This window comes from Streptomyces sp. NPDC001204, from assembly GCF_053598035.1.
The window spans coordinates 21,716-38,082 of record NZ_JBSFJL010000049.1 but is presented as its reverse complement, the minus strand read 5'-3'; the positions used below and the strand labels follow the sequence as shown (position 1 = coordinate 38,082).

17 protein-coding genes and 3 pseudogenes are annotated in these 16,367 nt (G+C 67.9%); 9 read left to right on the top strand and 11 right to left on the bottom strand.

The features are described from left to right. Positions 1-16 precede the first annotated feature (16 nt). The 3 genes from ACWC91_RS38980 to ACWC91_RS38970 all read right to left on the bottom strand — a co-directional run bounded on the left by ACWC91_RS38980 (position 17) and on the right by ACWC91_RS38970 (position 1,652). Complete coding sequence (locus ACWC91_RS38980) at positions 17-460, bottom strand: transposase family protein (protein WP_281157280.1); 444 nt, start codon at positions 458-460, stop codon at positions 17-19. 400 nt (positions 461-860) lie between these two features. Then, entirely contained in the window at positions 861-1,307 is a 447-nt protein-coding gene (locus tag ACWC91_RS38975; RefSeq protein WP_281157279.1) for a hypothetical protein, read from the bottom strand. A 216-nt stretch (positions 1,308-1,523) separates the two neighbouring features. Beyond that, positions 1,524-1,652: a hypothetical protein gene (locus tag ACWC91_RS38970; protein WP_281157278.1), complete on the bottom strand. Its 129-nt coding sequence runs from the start codon at positions 1,650-1,652 to the stop codon at positions 1,524-1,526. Between the two features lie 321 nt (positions 1,653-1,973). Here ACWC91_RS38970 and ACWC91_RS38965 point away from each other — a divergent pair, with 321 nt between their 5' ends. From ACWC91_RS38965 to ACWC91_RS38950, 4 genes are all read left to right on the top strand, one after another. Continuing rightward, positions 1,974-2,258: a helicase associated domain-containing protein gene (locus tag ACWC91_RS38965; protein ID WP_348638532.1), complete on the top strand. Its 285-nt coding sequence runs from the start codon at positions 1,974-1,976 to the stop codon at positions 2,256-2,258. Positions 2,259-2,836: 578 nt separating this feature from the next. Beyond that, positions 2,837-3,909 (top strand): IS630 family transposase gene (locus tag ACWC91_RS38960; RefSeq protein ID WP_450642876.1). Its coding sequence is split into 2 segments (ribosomal slippage): positions 2,837-3,284 and positions 3,284-3,909, totalling 1,074 coding nucleotides; the frame shifts between segments, so codons are not numbered across the junction. 258 nt (positions 3,910-4,167) lie between these two features. Further along, positions 4,168-5,262: a ferredoxin reductase gene (locus tag ACWC91_RS38955; protein ID WP_281157277.1), complete on the top strand. Its 1,095-nt coding sequence runs from the start codon at positions 4,168-4,170 to the stop codon at positions 5,260-5,262. A 38-nt stretch (positions 5,263-5,300) separates the two neighbouring features. Next, positions 5,301-6,353 carry a fatty acid desaturase family protein gene (locus tag ACWC91_RS38950; RefSeq protein ID WP_281157276.1) on the top strand — a complete coding sequence of 351 codons (1,053 nt, stop codon included), beginning with the start codon at positions 5,301-5,303 and terminating at the stop codon, positions 6,351-6,353. A 126-nt stretch (positions 6,354-6,479) separates the two neighbouring features. Here the strand turns inward: ACWC91_RS38950 and ACWC91_RS38945 are convergent, their stop codons facing one another. After that, a complete protein-coding gene (locus ACWC91_RS38945; protein ID WP_390727045.1) occupies positions 6,480-6,794 on the bottom strand; it encodes a group II intron maturase-specific domain-containing protein in 315 nt (104 codons plus the stop codon). A gap of 242 nt (positions 6,795-7,036) precedes the next feature. Here ACWC91_RS38945 and ACWC91_RS38940 point away from each other — a divergent pair, with 242 nt between their 5' ends. The 3 genes and pseudogenes from ACWC91_RS38940 to ACWC91_RS38930 form a co-directional block, all read left to right on the top strand. Then, positions 7,037-7,738, top strand: a complete 702-nt coding sequence (locus ACWC91_RS38940) for a DUF6233 domain-containing protein (RefSeq protein ID WP_450642874.1) — start codon at positions 7,037-7,039, stop codon at positions 7,736-7,738. Between the two features lie 327 nt (positions 7,739-8,065). Then, complete coding sequence (locus ACWC91_RS38935; RefSeq protein ID WP_281157275.1) at positions 8,066-8,413, top strand: hypothetical protein; 348 nt, start codon at positions 8,066-8,068, stop codon at positions 8,411-8,413. 45 nt (positions 8,414-8,458) lie between these two features. Continuing rightward, positions 8,459-8,692, top strand: a pseudogene (locus ACWC91_RS38930) (DUF6207 family protein); the annotation flags it as partial. A 50-nt stretch (positions 8,693-8,742) separates the two neighbouring features. On the opposite strand, the gene ACWC91_RS38925 reads toward ACWC91_RS38930, so the two are convergent. The 3 genes from ACWC91_RS38925 to ACWC91_RS38915 all read right to left on the bottom strand — a co-directional run bounded on the left by ACWC91_RS38925 (position 8,743) and on the right by ACWC91_RS38915 (position 10,404). Then, a complete protein-coding gene (locus ACWC91_RS38925; protein WP_281157284.1) occupies positions 8,743-9,246 on the bottom strand; it encodes a site-specific integrase in 504 nt (167 codons plus the stop codon). A 371-nt stretch (positions 9,247-9,617) separates the two neighbouring features. Continuing rightward, complete coding sequence (locus ACWC91_RS38920) at positions 9,618-9,821, bottom strand: cold-shock protein (protein WP_123545149.1); 204 nt, start codon at positions 9,819-9,821, stop codon at positions 9,618-9,620. 244 nt (positions 9,822-10,065) lie between these two features. Continuing rightward, positions 10,066-10,404: a helix-turn-helix domain-containing protein gene (locus ACWC91_RS38915; protein ID WP_365777093.1), complete on the bottom strand. Its 339-nt coding sequence runs from the start codon at positions 10,402-10,404 to the stop codon at positions 10,066-10,068. A 1,014-nt stretch (positions 10,405-11,418) separates the two neighbouring features. On the opposite strand from ACWC91_RS38915, the pseudogene ACWC91_RS38910 reads away from it, so the two are divergent. After that, a pseudogene (locus ACWC91_RS38910) lies at positions 11,419-11,738 on the top strand (hypothetical protein); the annotation flags it as partial. A gap of 112 nt (positions 11,739-11,850) precedes the next feature. Here ACWC91_RS38910 and ACWC91_RS38905 read toward each other — a convergent pair. The 4 genes and pseudogenes from ACWC91_RS38905 to ACWC91_RS38890 form a co-directional block, all read right to left on the bottom strand. Further along, positions 11,851-12,150: an SCO5918 family protein gene (locus ACWC91_RS38905; protein WP_281157070.1), complete on the bottom strand. Its 300-nt coding sequence runs from the start codon at positions 12,148-12,150 to the stop codon at positions 11,851-11,853. 50 nt (positions 12,151-12,200) lie between these two features. Beyond that, positions 12,201-12,601, bottom strand: a pseudogene (locus ACWC91_RS38900) (CBS domain-containing protein). A gap of 46 nt (positions 12,602-12,647) precedes the next feature. Next, positions 12,648-14,141, bottom strand: coding sequence for a DEAD/DEAH box helicase (locus ACWC91_RS38895; protein ID WP_450642872.1), 1,494 nt, complete (start codon positions 14,139-14,141; stop codon positions 12,648-12,650). 346 nt (positions 14,142-14,487) lie between these two features. Continuing rightward, complete coding sequence (locus tag ACWC91_RS38890; RefSeq protein ID WP_023586116.1) at positions 14,488-14,691, bottom strand: cold-shock protein; 204 nt, start codon at positions 14,689-14,691, stop codon at positions 14,488-14,490. An 818-nt stretch (positions 14,692-15,509) separates the two neighbouring features. Between ACWC91_RS38890 and ACWC91_RS38885 the strand changes: the two genes are divergently transcribed. Further along, on the top strand, positions 15,510-15,863 hold the full coding sequence (locus ACWC91_RS38885; protein WP_450642870.1) for a hypothetical protein: 354 nt from the start codon (positions 15,510-15,512) through the stop codon (positions 15,861-15,863). Positions 15,864-16,367 lie beyond the last annotated feature (504 nt).

Here is a 16,367-nt window from a genome sequence, read left to right as displayed (position 1 = left end):
ACCCTGCGTAACAAGGTCATTCTTCCCGCGCCGAAGCCCAGCTGGGCAGCCAGCCCCGGGCGCCGGCCCGCCCGGCCAGCGCGAGCCCCACTCGCTCCAGGGCGTGGTTGAGCCGCGTGGTGAACCGTGCGTACGGAGCGGCCAGCCGGGAGAACGGCTCGGCGAACGTCCGGCGCAGGCAGTCCGCCGACCCACAGAGGAAACGTCGAACCGTCAGCCGGATCACAAAGCCCTGCTCAGCGAGCGGAAGATCCTTCAGTCTGCGCTGGTAACGGTCGTGCACTCGGTCCGAAAAGCAGCCGCAGTCAGGGCATACAGCCCCGGCAGCGCAGCCCCTCGCCACCACCTCGACCGTGCCGAACGCGGACGTGACCGCCTCGACATCCACATCGCCGATCCCCTCGAACACCAGCGAGTCCCAGAACGGTGCATCGGTCTGCATGACCAGCACCATCACCATCCACAACCGACCGCAGCAGCGGCTGCCAGATACCTGATGGAGCGTCAACTAAAACCGAGACGCCAAGGCGTACGCGGTCTCACGCGAACCCGTGTCCTCACAATCGAACATCGGAGTAACGCTCTGCGACCACTCCCCAAGATCTGTGCCAGAACCCGTTTCGTGAACATGGAACACGGGACAGTCCGCACCGGTCTCCACATCAGCCCACATAGCCGGGAGCACCTGGACGCCGTGGCTGCCGAGCTGAACAGCCGCCCACGAAAAACGCTCGGCTGGGAAACCCCAGCCGAGCGTCTCGCTAAGCTCCCGGCTACAGCCAGTTGATCACACTGTTGCAACGACCCCTGGAATCCACCGTGCAGCCGGGGGCACAGCAGCTGATGCCAGCTCTAGGAGGTCAGCACGGCCGGATGTGATACACGGGAGTCCACGACGCGGTGCCGGTGGCCTTGGCCGTATTCGTCCAGCGGAGACTTCCATTCTGGTTGTAGAACCTGGCGACGGTGCCCGAGGTCTGGTTGTTGTTGAACACGCCGTCGCCGATGCCCCAGAAATCGTAGTAGCCGCAGTAGTAGTAGTCGTAGCGGTCACCGTAGCCGTCCTGGATGCACAGCCATCCGCTGCTGCAGCTGATCGCCGCAGCGCTGAAGGTGGTTCCGGGGTCAGCGACAGTCAGAGTGCCGCCCGGAATCTGCACCTTGTTGACGCCAACCTGACGAGCTTCGGAGTGCTTTTCCAGATACCTGTCGATCTTCTGCTGAAGCCGGGACGTCTCGGCCGGCGCGGCCGACGCACTACTGACTGCGACTTGCCCCATGACCAGTGTCGCAGCCGCGACGACCATCGCCAGGGCTCTACGCGGTGACACGTTCACGTTCCCCCTTTTCCGGTTGACAGGCAGCCGCTTTTAAACAGACGGCAGCCGCAAAACGCCACCTATAGTGCTGGAGTCTGATGCAGAGGAAAAGAGCGAAATCTTGCCAGCCGCGGTGGATTCGTCGAAGCGGTCTGAAAACGTGCTCTGACCTGGCAGCTGTAGTTCTTGATCACGGCTTCTCCGTCATGGCGTCGCGGCGGCGGTGATGTTGTTCCAGCGGCGGTGGGCTTGGGCGGCCTGGTGCTGGTGGTGGCGGCGCCAGGCGGACCAGTGCAGGAGGTGGTCGAGGTCGCGGCGGGAGTGCGGCAGCACGGTGGCCCGCAGCAGCCGGAGGAGTTCTCGGGCGCTGGCAGGGGCGAGGCGGGCGCCGGGGGCAGGAGCGCTGGTGCGGGCCCGAGTGACGGCGAGGAGGCAGTGGCCCCAGGTGCTGTTCTCGCGCGCCAGAGGCAGGATGAGCTGCTTGACGGTGGGCGCAGTCGGGGGCCGTCCCGGGTGACGGCACTCGGTGAATGTCCACTTCCGGGAGACCAGAGGCCCGTCGATGCCAGGCCAGCAGCGTGGTCGGCGTGACCGCGAAGACCTGACACCAGCACTCCCGCGGGACCACCGGCCCTGCAATGCCCGCCATGGGCTGTGCACTGGAACCCGGCGTGGCCGGCCGACTGGCAACGGCACTACGCCGCGCTGCGCGAGCTGGTACGCGACGAAGAAGGCCAGGCCGACATCGTTCTGCCCGGCGTCACCATCCACGGCATGGACATCGGCAAGTGGCTGGCCAAGCAGCGCAACCCCGAAGTCTGGACGGCCCTGACCGACGGGCAGCGCGAACGCCTGGAAGCCGTCGGCGTCACGCCGCTGCCATCAGAGCAGGAAACGCCCGCCAAGCCGTCCAAGACGGCCTCGGGGGCCTTCAAGTGAGGCGTGGCAGCCCTGGCACAGTACAAAACCCGCACCGGCTCCCTGACCGTCCCACGGGGCACGTAGAAACCGTCGTAGTCGACGGCCAGGAACACCCTGTGAAGCTCGGAGTGTGGCTCTCCAACACCAAGACCAGACGCGCGAAGCTCTCCGCCGACAAGCTCGCCGCACTCGCCGCGCTCGGACTGGAGTGGGCAGCGGCGTAGGGGCCCCCACAGGTCCGCTAGATCGTACGTGAAGTAGCGACTTGTGTTGTGGTGAAACCCCACCCCAATGCAACACGTGGTGCGCTAGGGTGGGGCCACCGACTTAAATGACAACTAAGTCGCAAACTAAATGGCGCCGACCGCCCAGGCTTCCCACGGCGGAGAGCGGCCGACGCCACGCTCGGTCAGATGAGGTGGTCCCAGACCATCCTCACTAGTTGGAGCAGGAGGACCCCGATCCTGAACGGGTCGGGGCTCCCACCTTGCCGAGCCTTCTTGTGCCGAGCCATCCAACCTCCCGGTACCCCTACTGAGGTTTTCGGGTTGTCGTCGGGTGGTGACGGTTCATGATCCCTGCGGTATGCCGGTGGTGTGCGTTATCCGGAGGGTGGGGGCCTGACCGCCGAGCGTCGGGCATTTCGGGAGAAGATCCGGTTCCGGGCCGGTGAGAGGTTCGCGGCGGGCGAGAAGACCGCGGTGATCGCGAAGGACCTGCGGGTGAGTGTCCGGTCGGTGGAACGCTGGCGCCGTGCCTGGCGCGAGGGCGGCATGGAGGCCTTGCGTTCTGCGGGCCCAGCCAATTCTCCGACCGTCACCGATGCCCAGTTCGCCGTGCTCGAGGAGGAACTCGGCAAGGGCCCGTCAGGGCACGGCTTCGACGACGAGCGTTGGACTTTGGCCCGGGTCCAGACGGTGATCCGCCGGCATCTGAGGCTGAGCCTGTCGGTGGCGACGGTGTGGCGGCTGCTGAAACGGCACGGCTGGTCATGGCAGGCGCCTGCCCGCAGAGCACTGGAGCGCGACGAGCACGCCGTCGAACTGTGGAAGAAGGAGGTGTGGCCGAGGGTAAAAGCCTCGCGGCGGCCCACGGGGCCTGGATCGTCTTCGAGGACGAGTCCGGATTCTCCATGACGCCGCCTCGCGCCCGCACCTGGGGCCGGCGCGGATACACCCCCGTCATCCGAGTGAGAGGCCGCTCCCGCCGCAGGACCTCGGTCGCCGCCCTGTGCTGCTACAAACCGGGCGTGGAAAGCCGTCTCATCCACCGACCCCGCAACCACCTCCTCCTCAAAGGCGCCCGCAAGAGCTTCTCCTGGCAGGACTACCGCGACCTGCTCGTCCGCGCACACATCCAGCTCGGCGGCCCGATCGTGGTGGTCTGGGACAATCTCAACACTCACCTGGCGGTCGGGCTGAAACGCTACGAGGCCGAGCACGACTGGCTCACCACCGTCTGCCTCCCGCCGTATGCACCCGACCTGAACCCCGTCGAGGCCGTCTGGTCACTGGTACGCCGGACCATGGCCAACACCGCCTTCGACACACCCGACGACCTCGACCGTGTCCTCCGCCGGGAGTTACGCAGGATCCAGCTCCGGCCACACCTAATCGACGGCTGCCTCACCGCCACCGGACTGACCCTCGCACCACCGACCCCACCGTGAAAATCTCAGTAGGCGTCTGACCCGAGTACGGCCCCACGTCACCGTCACCGCGGAGACCGAGTCCCCTGCCGGACGCGTCATCCGACGGCGACGTGGCCCGTCACGCGGGTGCACAGTGCCCGTCTGCGGCGTTGAGACCGGGGACGGTGTGGGCGCCCGGGAACCGGAGCGAGTACGTGAGGAGTAACCCGCCTTGCCGGTTCTGCCCATTCACGTAAGCGTGGGTGACCGGAGAGGGACGCGGATGGGAGAGGCGGAATGGTCGGCGTGTTCCGGCGTCTGGCGCGGCCCATGTGGCGGGGTGCCAGCAGGCTCACCACACCGCTGCTGCCGGACGACTTTCTGGCGGTCGTCGATCCGCTGTGGTCGTCCCGGTGGCCCATGGGCCGGGTGGAGGCGGTCCAGCCGGAGACGGCGAACGCGACGACGCTCGTGGTGGGCGCGGGGCGCGGCTGGGCGGCGCATCGTGCCGCCGGTCAGTACGTGCCGGTGGGAGTGGGCATCGATGGCGTGCTGCACTGGCGGACGTACTCGATCACGACCCCGCCGGACGGCACCGGCCGTTTCTCGATCACCGTACGGGCGGTCCCAGGCGGGCGGGTGTCGTCGTACCTGGCCCACCGGGCCCGACCGGGGGAGACTCTGCGCCTCGGACCTGCCCAGGGGGCGTTCGTGCTGCCCGACCCGATACCCGCGCGCCTGCTGTTCCTGACCGGTGGTATCGGCATCACCCCTGCCATGTCGATGCTGCGCGCGCTCGCCGGCCGCGCGGGCCGCCGCCCTGACACCGTGCTGGTGCACTGCGCACCCGACGCCGACCAGGTGGTCTTCGGCAGGGAGTTGCAGGACATGGCCGCCCACGAAAGCTGGTTCACGCTGCATGAACACCACACCCGCACGGAGGAACGGCTGCATCCGGCCCGCCTGGACCGCTTGTGCCCCGACTGGCCCGAGCGAGATACATGGGCGTGCGGGCCGGAGAGTCTGCTGGCCTTCGCCGAACGGGTCTGGCGCGATGCGGATGCCCGGCATCGGCTACGTCTGGAGCGGTTCCGGCCGACGTCACCTGCCGTCCCAAGCGACGGACCCGGCATCACAGGGGGCCGGGTGCGCTTCACCCGGAGCGGTGTCGAGGCGGACGCCGACCCCACCACACCTCTGCTGGACATCGGCGAGGCGGCGGGTGTGGCCATGCCGAGCGGCTGTCGCGTGGGCATCTGCCACAGCTGCGTCAGTCCGCTGTCCGCCGGCCGGGTCCGCGATCTGCGAACCGGCGACGTCCATGGTGAGCCCGGCGACCTGATCCAGACCTGTGTGTCGGCCGCCTGCGGACCTGTGCACATCAACCTCTAGATGAAGACCTGCCGAACCTGCCGGAGAGGAAAAGACCAGTGGCCGCGCTTGCCTTCGCGCCGTCCGACGCCGACGCCTTCGCGCTGGAACTGGACCGTATCCGCGCCGACGTTCTCGCGGAACGCGGCGCCGAAGACGCCCGGTACATCCGCAGCCTTGTCGCCGTGCACCGCATCCTGGAGGCCGGCGGCCGGGTGGCCCTGGCGGTGTCCCTCCTGCCACCTGCCTGGCTGACCGGAACGGCGATGCTGACCACCGCCAAGATCCTGGAGAACATGGAGCTGGGGCACAACATCCTGCACGGACAGTGGGACTGGATGCGCGACCCGGCCATCCATTCCACCACCTGGGAGTGGGACTTCCCCACCCCAGCCGCCGCCTGGAAGCACACCCACAACGACCTGCACCACACCTGGACCAACGTAGTGGGCCGCGACCGCGACCTCGGCTACGTGATCATGCGGATGAGCAAGGACCAGCCCTGGCACCCCGCCCATCTCCTGCAGCCCCTGTACGGCGGGCCGCTGCTGGCACCGGTCTTCGAGTGGGCCATCGCCCTGTACGACCTGGAGCACGAGGCGGTCCTTCAGGGCCGCAAGTCCGTGCGTGCGTTCCTGGGCGACGTCGCAGGTGTGGCCCGGAAGGCGGCACGGCAGTTCACCAAGGACTACGCCCTCTTCCCCCTGCTGGCCGGCCCGTCCGCCCTTCCCTGCCTGCTCGGCAACCTCACCGCCAATGTGACCCGCAACATCTGGGCGCACACCGTCATCTTCTGCGGCCACTTCCCCGCCGGCACGGAGTCCTTCACCGAGGACGAGATCGAGGACGAGTCACGCGGCGAATGGTACGTACGGCAGGCACTCGGCTCCGCGAACATCGACGGCGGCCCCCTCCTGCACCTCCTCACCGGCAACCTCAGCCACCAGATCGAGCACCACCTCTTTCCCGACCTGCCCAGCAACCGCTACGCCCAGATCGCCCCCCGGGTGCGCGAGCTGTTCGAGAAGTACGGCATCCCGTACACCACCGGTCCGCTGCTGCGGCAGTACGCGTCCACCTGGGCCCGCATCTGGCGCATGGCGCTCCCGTGACGCCCCGGGCACCAGCCGGCCGCTACTGCGAACCTCGTTCCATACAGAGCGCCTTGGTTGACCTTCGCTCCTTCAGCAGCCTGACCTGTGCGTGCGGTTCTCCCGCACACGGCTTTCCGACATCGTTCACCGACTGGCATGCGCCGTCGCCCTGTGCACGTTTCCGGTAAGGCGGAAGACCCCGAGTCGGGTGATCCACCCGTAAGTGAAACGGGTGGTCCAGTTCCGGCCTCGCAGTCTGTGTTTCCGGCTGGCGAAGATGGCCAGCCGCTCGTGGACGTAGCCGTCGGCCGCGTTGAACTTCCGCCCGGAGTTCCCGTTGCGGAAGTACGCTGCCCAGCCCCGCAGCACGGGGTGGAGGTCAGCGACCACAGCGGACACCGGCCGCTCCGTCTTCGAGCAAGAGGTAGCCGCGCGGACCTTGTCCCGCAGTACGCTCATCGCTCTGGCCGACGGCCAGCGTTGCAGGTAGAACCTGCCTCGCTATTTCCACGATTCGACTTTCCGGTGGTGGAAGCCGAGGAAGTCGAAGCCCTGCCCGCCTCGGGTGTGACAGGTGATGCCGGACTTGCTGGGCGGCCGGGCTCACCTTCGAGCGGAAAGCAAACAGGGGACCGGGCTCTCGCATACCCGATGGGATACCGAACCGAACCGGACGGTAGAAGCAATGAGTTGATCGGCCGATGAGTCGGCCCTCGTCGCGACACCCCTCGCTCGTGCCGACCCGGCCCCGATGGCCTCATCCAATGGATGAGCTGAAAGCAAGAAGGCCCTGTCCGCCTCGAGGTTGGCGGACGGGGCCCATGGGCAGCGATCTGACAGTTGCCCCGGTGGTTCACGGCGCATGGGCCAGGAACGGCCGCGCGACCTGGTCGTACGGCAAGGACCGGAAACAAGGTGCCCAGCCCGCCGCACCCAACCCTCCGCCCAGCAAGACCACCCGGACCGCGTCTGGTTCCACCGGTACCGCTGCGACGGCTGCGAGGCCGCCCGGCCCCAGCAGTTCGCGGACGTATGCGCGCCCTCTACGAGACCTGACCGAGCCGTGCGAATGCTGCGTTACGACCGGTCGACGGCGTCGACTACGACCAGGTCGCCACCGAGAAGCTGGGCTGTCGCCGCAGTGCGTGGTCCGGAAGGTCCTCAGGGAGCGCCAGCCTTCGGGGTGGGGGCTGCAGAAGCTGCGCGGCGGCCGCGGCCCGGCTGGAGGTGTCTTGCACGCGCTGGACTGCGAGGAAGCCCCGCAGGGTGCACCGCTGCTCGATGTGGAGCACGCCCTGTCGCGGAGAACCCGGGGACGCGGTTGTGCAATCTGTGCGGCTGCGCGGCGGAGCTCGCGCCCCCTGCTGCGAGGCTTCGACCACATCGGCGACGGCGACTCCTGATCGCCGGGGCCCCCGGCGCGGCGGCGGAGCCGACGCGCAACCTGGCGAGCGCGGCCCTGATCCCCGGCTGCGTCCGCGCCGACCATCCTGCCCATCCCTTCTCCTTCAACTTCAGCAGGGACATGGGCGAAAGCGGCCGCAACGGGGATGTCAGGGGTCCGACCACGCCCGTACGGTGGGGGTGACCTGCACGGATGCAGCGGCGTCGGCGAGGCTCGCGCAAGAGAAGTCGCAAGAGATGCCGCAAGAGTAGACGCAAGGGTTGGCGCAGGAGATGTTGCCGCGAGGCGGTCCGGAGCCCGGTTCGAACAGCAGTACCTTTAGATCGTGGCAGCCTCGTACAACTTCCCCCAGGACCTGATCGACACTCAGGACGAACTCCGTCAGGTCCGCACTGAACTGCAGACGGTCTACCAGCGGGTGCCGTGGTCGGTCGAACCGCTGGACGCGTGGGAGACGAACGAGAGCGCCTGGCGGAAGTCGTCCCGCCCCGCCTCCCCCGGCTGGGACCCCCAGGACGCAATGGAGATCGCCCGACTGCGGGCGCGGGAAGTCCAACTCGCCGGGACGATCCTCACGCACGCGTACTGGAGCAGCCTCGCCCCAGCCGATGTCCTCACGGCCCGTGACGCGCTCAAGCACCACCACGAGCACATGGCCGACGCCTCCAGCTAGCCGCCGACCGCTTCCTCGTGCCGGTCCGCCGTTGCGCGCACGACCATGTCCAGGACATCGTCCCGAGGCCTCTCCTACTCGGGTCGGGTGACGCCGGCGGCATCGGAGAACCTCTGCGGATGCCCGCGCGTAGTGCCCGGCATGAGGCAGATCAATGATGCGCATGTGGTTGTGCCGGGCCTGGCCGTGGTGGAGGTCGCGGCCGCGGATGACGAGACCGCGTTCGTGGTCCAGGAGCTGCTCGCCGCGCGGTGCGCCGTCGCGCCGGCGGAGCGTACGACCCGGGAGCCTGACGAGCCCGGCGTGCGGCTGCGGTTCTTCCTGGACCTTCAGAGGTCGGCGCCGGCCTGTTTGGCGGCGGTGGCGAAGCCGCGGCGCAGGCTGCGTCCGCTCTGTTCGTGCGCATCGACCGGCACGGCCGCATCGCCCACCCGATGCACCGGCGCGGCCAACAGATCGGAGACCCTCCGCCGGATCACCGGCGAAGGCATCGGAGACTCGGTGACCCGGGCCGCAGCCCGCGCCGGCCTGACCGCCCTCACCGAACTGCTGCACTGGGGGCCGACCGGCTGGCGGCCGTGCTCGATCAGGCACTGTCTCCAGGCGCGGACCGCGCGGACGGGGCAGGTGGCCGGGTTGGAGCCGTAGGGCACGCCGAGCGGGCCCTCATGGTTGACCTTCGGCCGCCAGACCTCGACGGCCAGGCCCTCCTCGACCTCCTCGAGGTCGGTCCAGTCCAGCAGCCGCAGTTCGGAACGGCGGGCGGCGAGGGCGAAGCCCAGCAGCAGGACGGCGAGGTCCGAGCGACCGTGCCGCGTTCGTCGGACAGCCACCGTTCACGTGGCCTCCTTGGAACCTGCGGCAGACCATATGTCAAGCAGCGACTCGCCGACACTTCCCGGCGACCCACCACCACAGCGGGTGAGCAGACGTCAGAAGATCACCCGCAAGGGCTAATTATCATTCAGTCTCCGAAACTTGGGCATTTTTGACGGTCGCCTCAACTCTCCTTCGGAGTGGCGTAAAGGACCTTTACATACCCGATCAGCCCCACAAAGCCGGAGATCCAATCGGCCGGATAGCGAGTCACGCTTGTGCCGGTCCGGCACGAGATCAGGCGCCTTCGTCCAGGTGGGCGGCAGGGCCCGCACGGGCGGCGACCCCCGGACGCGGCGTGCGCGATCCCTCGGGCAGGGCTGCGAGGTCAGGCCGGGTTGATGTTCTCGGCCTGCGGACCCTTCTGGCCCTGGGTGACGTCGAACGTCACGGCCTGGCCCTCCTGGAGCTCACGAAAGCCTGTGGAGTTGATCGCGGAGTAGTGCGCGAAGACATCCGGACCGCCGCCGTCCTGGGCGATGAAGCCGAAGCCCTTCTCCGCGTTGAACCACTTCACAGTTCCCGTTGCCATGTCTTATGCCTTCCAGTCGATGAACGCCTCCCACTCCATGTGGCAGACGGAGGTGATCGCCCTGGTCCCTGCGGCACAGCACAGCAAAACGCCCACACCAGAGGCGTGGGCAAGAGGGAATTCCGAACCACGACAGCTGACACAGACGTTACACGCCCACACATCGCGTCACCATAGGAAAGGATCACGCCGCACACCGAGACCGTGCGTGCGATGCCCGCCGGCGCTGACGGGCACGCTCATCTCATTCTGCTGCCGTCGGGTTCACTGATTCGGCGGCGCGGCGATATTCGGCGTTGATGCGCTGGGCTTCCTCGAGCTGGTCTTCGAGGATGACGATCCGGCAGGCAGCCTCGATGGGGGTGCCCCGATCGACGAGTTCCCGGGCACGGGCGGCGATACGCAGTTGGTAGCGGGAGTAGCGGCGGTGGCCGCCTTCGGAGCGCAGGGGGGTGATCAGGCGGGCTTCGCCGAGGGCGCGGAGGAAGGCAGGGGTGGTGCCGAGCATCTCGGCGGCCCGGCCCATGGTGTAGGCGGGGTAATCGTCGTCGTCGAGACGGCCGAACGTGTCGTCTGCTGTCATTGCACCTCTCTGCGGAACGCGTTGAGGGGCCCTGGCGCCGTACTGGCACCAGGGCCCCGAAGGAACTACTACACCATCTGCCGGCCCTGATACTGCACCGGCCCTCTGTTTCCGCAGACCCGACCGAGACGCTGTCGGGGGCGCGGGGATCGCGGTTGCTTGACCGGAGACCACCTCACTATCGATGTCCTGCGGTACCCGGGTCCAAGACTTCCGCCCGGGCGATCCTGATGGCGCTCGGCTCCTCCGTTCTTCCCTCTTGATCAACTACTCACTGACGGAACCTGCGAACTGCTGATACCGCGAACTGCTGGTGGCCTCGAACAGCGCCACTCTTCGGCAGCCGGCCCCGTCGCCCGTCCTGCGTCTGCTCCGGCTTGGAAGCCCACTGCCGAACCTCCCGGTGCGCGCGCCCGCAGCCGACGCCTTCACCGAGGTCCTGCTCACTGACTTCGCTGCTGGGTACTGCGATCCTTCATTTGCGGGTACTGCCACTGCGGTACTGCTCATGGTGGCCCCTGATCACTGTGGGCCACCCGGTCCGGCCGTCAGTCCCGTCACCGTCCTGCAACCGCTCTGGCTTCGGGACTCCACCACCGCACCGTTCTGCGAACTGCAACTGCGGTATTGCTGCCCTGCAGTTCATCTCTGCCGGGCCTCGCTTGATCTCGGCTACGAGAGAAACCATAACCACACCGCCACCCAATGTCTACTCTGGCTGGCATAGATTTTCGCGCGCTCGAAGATGAGGTAATCCGCCTCGACCGGTCCATGGATGGTTCAAGCAGCTCCGAGCCTCAATCCGGCGCTCACAGCCACCCACCGCCGCGCAGCACGTCGGGCTGAGCGTGACGTCGCCGACTGCGCCGCGGCTACCGTCGGCGGGCGCCGGCCAACACTGCGTCTCGCGAAGAACACCACCGCCCGGGACGGACGCTTCCAGCCGCGACGCCTCGCAGGTCGGCTGTTGACGGGCGCGGCACGAGGGGCTGCGCCGCCCTCGACGATCCCGGGATGATCGAGCAGTCCGACCAGAGCAATCAGAGTCGCTGACCGTGGTCACCGGTGGCGCTGTCATCACCGGTCGACTGGCTCTCGCAGCCACGCGGAGGCAGAGGGTGTCGGATGTGCTGACGGATTCCGCCCGCTTGGGCGAGTTCGCCGCCGTCTTCGACTCCCCCGCGAAGAAGGACGGGCCGCCCACGCGTCTGCACTTCCATGTCGGGCGGATCCTGCAGGGCACGCTGGGGAGCCCGGAGACGGGTGGGATGTACCGGGTTGCGATCGAGGACGTCAGCGCCTGGACCGGAGGCGACTTCAGCTGTTCCGACCACGGAGCGACGGCGACGGGAACCCGCTGCACGCAGTGTGGGCCCGACCGGCGTACCGGTCGGGCCCACACTGCTGGTCAGATGTCGGCTCGTGCCTGTTTACCCGGTCAGACCGTCACGGGGTGCCGAGCATCGCGGAGGCGTGCTGCAGCGAGCCGGGGATGTCAAGAGGCGCGGCCTTGGGGAGGGCGCGGCAGGTGAAGCCGAGCTGAGTCATGGCCCGGAGGACTTCGGCGGCGCTGAAGTCACGGCGGTCCTGGCGGGTGATGACTTGGCCGACTTGCTTGACGGGGTAGTGGCGGCGGCCGATGATCACCGATTCTCCGGTGACCGGTTCGGGCTTGATGTCCTTCATCGATTCCAGCACTCCGCCCTTGGTGAGCTCGAAGGGGAAGCGGGCGATGACGCAGCGCATGTGGCCTCACAGGAAGAAGGGAAGAACGGTCCGACCAGGGGCGAGGCGTTTCAGCGGGAGAGGGTGATGCCCGGGGCGCTGCCTTGCTCGTCTACGACTCGCAGAGCACCGAGCCGACGGGAGCGCATCGTGTGCTCGGCTTCGCCGTCGTGGTCACGGGTGAGGTGGCCGATCCGTGGTCGCCGAGGATGTCGCGCAGGCGGACGCGGTCCGTGTGAGCGCCGCTGTCACGGACGGCGGTGAGGTCGGTTCGGGTCACCAGGCCGATGCGCTGGTCGTCCTGATCGCAGACGACCAGTCGGCCCGTGCGCGCGGCGGTCATGACGGCCAGCGCCACCTCGACGCTCATGTCGTCACAGACCTGCGGTCCGGCCGCGTCCATGACCTCCACCGCCGTCCTGTGCACGGGGTTGGCGTTCGCCGAGCGGGGCTGCAGCTGAATCAGCGTCAAAAGGTGCCTCCTGCAGAGATGGGTCAACTTCCTGATCATGAAGGTTCTAGGCCACCGCGTCGAGGACGGGCTGGCGTACGGGGGCACGCCGGGGCGCCGAGGAAGGGCGGCGTCGCCCTCGGGAGGAGGCGCTGCGCTTGGGGCGTTCGACCACCGGTGCGGTGATGACGACCGGGGTGCCGGACGGGGCCTGGGCGCCGGTGATCCGGCTCAGGGCCTCGTCTCCCGAGCGGATCTGGGTAATCTGCGGCCGGATTCCGGCGTCCGACATGAGGCGGACCACGCCGCGGCGCTGGTTCGGTGTGACGAGCGTGACGACGCTGCCGGACTCGCCGGCGCGGGCGGTACGGCCGCTGCGGTGGAGGTAGTCCTTGTGGTCGGTCGGCGGATCGACGTTGACGACCAGGTCGAGGTTGTCGACGTGGATGCCGCGCGCCGCGACATTGGTTGCCACCAGCACGGTGACGTGCCCCGTCTTGAACTGCGCCAGCGTGCGGGTGCGTTGTGGCTGTGACTTGCCGCCGTGCAGCGCGGCGGCGCGTACCCCGCTGTTGAGCAGGTCCTGGGTCAGCCGGTCGACGGCGTGCTTGGTGTCCAGGAACATGATCACGCGGCCGTCGCGGGCGGCGATCTCAGTCGTGGCGGCGTGCTTGTCGGCGCCATGGACGTGCAGGACGTGGTGCTCCATCGTCGTGACCGTACCGGCCGGCGGATCGACCGAATGCACGACGGGGTCGGTCAGATAGCGGCGAACCAGCAGGTCGACGTTACGGTCCAAGGTGGCGGAGAACAGCATCCGCTGCCCCTCCGGACGCACCTGGTCGAGCAGCGCGGTGACCTGCGGCATGAAACCCATGTCGGCCATCTGGTCGGCCTCGTCCAGCACCGTGATGCCCACGTGGTTCAGCCTGCAGTCGCCACGGTCGATGAGGTCCTTGAGCCGTCCGGGCGTCGCGACGACGACCTCGGCCCCGCCGCGCAGCGCGCCGGCCTGCCGGCCGATCGACATCCCGCCCACCACCGTGGCCAGCCGCAGCCGCACGGAGCGGGCGTACGGTGTGAGCGCGTCGGTCACCTGCTGTGCCAGCTCACGCGTGGGTACGAGGACCAGCCCCAGCGGCCGGCGGGGCTCGGCACGCTGTCCGGCGGTGCGGGCGAGCAGGGCGAGGCCGAAGGCGAGGGTCTTGCCGGAACCGGTGCGGCCGCGGCCCAGGACGTCACGGCCCGCCAGGGAGTTCGGCAGCGTCGCTCCCTGGATCGGAAACGGTGCGGTCACACCCTGCCTGCCGAGTTCGGCCAGCAACTGCTCAGGCATGTCCAGATCGGCGAAGCCCTCAACGGCGGGCAGCGCGGGAGTGATCGTCCTGGGCAGCGCGAACTCACCCTGCACCGCGGCGGGCCGGCGGCCGTAACCACCGGAGCGGACAGGCCCGCCCGAACGGGGCTGTGCCTGCGAACCGAAGCGGCTGCCGCCCCTTCCTGCGTCGGCACTGCCAGTACGGGCGCGGGCGGAGCGATCGTTCGTACGTGTGCGGTTCATGCGGAACCTTCCTCGATGTGGCACATATCAAGGAATTCCCGCACCAATGACGCGACATGGAGAATTACAAGTATGGACCGGTAGCAAAAGAAAACAGCTTTGGGCCAGCGGAAATATCCGGGGGCACAGGTGCTGAAATGGGTGACGCAATGGGGAGGTAAGATCCGGGCGTCGGCAGCGGCGAAGCTCTTCAGTACGCTCCTGCATCACTGAAGGAGGAGCCGCGCGTGGTGAGACTGCGGATTCCTCCGAGCCGTCCCGCAGGTGAAACCGCCGCGGGAGATGCGAGCAGCTGGGGCCCGCACCCCGAAGGATGCGGGCCCCAGCTGCAGTCTGTGCGTCGGCGTCAGGCCGGAACGATGTTCTCGGCCGTCGGGCCCTTCTGGCCCTGCGCGATGTCGAAGGTTACCTTCTGGCCTTCGAGCAGCTCACGGAAGCCCTGCGCGGCAATGTTCGAGTAGTGGGCGAACACGTCAGCGCCGCCACCGTCCTGCTCGATGAAACCGAAGCCCTTTTCCGCGTTGAACCACTTCACGGTACCAGCAGCCATGCCATATCTCCTTTGGGGCAGTACATCGGAATCCGCACTGCGCGGACGCCGTGTCGCCGCGATGATTACCCCGCCCGGAAATGACCGGAAATACAAAAGCGCTCCCAACCGACAGAACCAGGTGGGGCACTTGAATTTTCGGGAACCACAACTGCAACCGAGATCGACAGTAGCACACCGGAACGGCCCGTGCACATTATGCAATCCCGCTCTGCCAGTGCGGAAAAAACTCTCACTACCCGGCCCGCCAAAGCCTCACTTCGCGAGCACAGATATTCATACACTCGGAGTGCTACGTTTCAGGAAGAGCGGTCTCACAAAGTCCAACCCTGACCGCCAGGGGCGACGACGTACGCGGCTGTCCGTAAGACGCCTCCGAAAGGCGTCCAGCAGCACCCTCACCTCGCTCCTGATGCGGGGAGAGGCCGCCGGCGCGAGATCCAGTCCACCAACCTGCCCTTCCCCCTCGCAGGCATCCTGCTCGCCCTCACCCCGCCGCCCTACCTGAACAGCCTCATCGGAGCATGCGCCCTGCTGCAGGCACTCACCCTGCTCGTCACCTTCCTACAACTACGCAACGACCCAGCCCTCCGAGCCAGAACATCGCCACCCCGGCACGAGGCCTGACCCGTCCATTCAGCCATCGAAGCTCCATTGCCTTGCCCATTTCGGGCAGGCATCGGCTTCACCTGCAACTGCGAGAGGTCGAATTCGAGTTGCTCGACGTCGGTCGGCCCGGACGGCGACGAGCTGCTGCTCGACACGGCGTACGGACCCCGTACCGTTCCCGGCAATGCCGTTGTGCGGGAGGGACGAGCATGGGACGCGGGTGGGGTTGGCTGGGCATCGCCGTGGGCGCGGCCGCGGTGCTGGGGCTGCTGGCGATACCCAACGGGATACCCAACCGCGGTGGCGCGTACGGCGGCGCCTTATGCGCGTCGGTGATCGGGGGTCCGGACGGCGATCAGGCCTTCGCAATGCCCGTGGGCGGGGTCGACGAGGCGGACACCAAGGAGGCCATCCGCACCGCCCTGCTGGAGTGCGAACGCCGACGCGGCAGCCGCCTCGGCTGGACCCTGGCGGTGGCCACCCCCACGGCCATACTTCTCGGCGGCCTCCTGGCCACCCTCCCGCCCCGGGGCCGCCGGCCGGCGGAGCCGGGCTACCGCTGATCCACGGCTTCAGTTTCCGTTCACTCCGCGCGGAGGCCGTAGCGGTACCGGCCCCGGGAGTCGGTTACCTCACGGGCAGGCAACGCAGCCTTCCGCCAGCCAGCCCGGATGTTCACTGCCTCGCACGCGCGCGCCTTGAGGCAGCCCGGCATCGCCACCGTGTGGCACCTGCTGCTGGCGAGCGCAGCCAGTGTGCGGATGTGTGATCCGCCATCTTCCTGTCAGTGAGCCATCTGAGGATGTACCGCCCTATGACAGCAGCCAAGTCGCGAAGTGCTACCCCGTGGCAGCCGCCAGCCATCGACACAGCCCGACCACCACCAGGAACACCTCTCCTGATCAACCGTCACTGCCATGCTCCCACTGACACGAAGCCGACAGATCCCACCTGGGTGAGGCCGTAGTCGACTGCGGGCGTTCACCTGGGCGTCGGTGAGCAGCTCGGGCCCGCGGCCGGGGGCGCAGTCGGCCGGGAGGCCGAGCAGGTCCCAGTCCTTCAAGGGG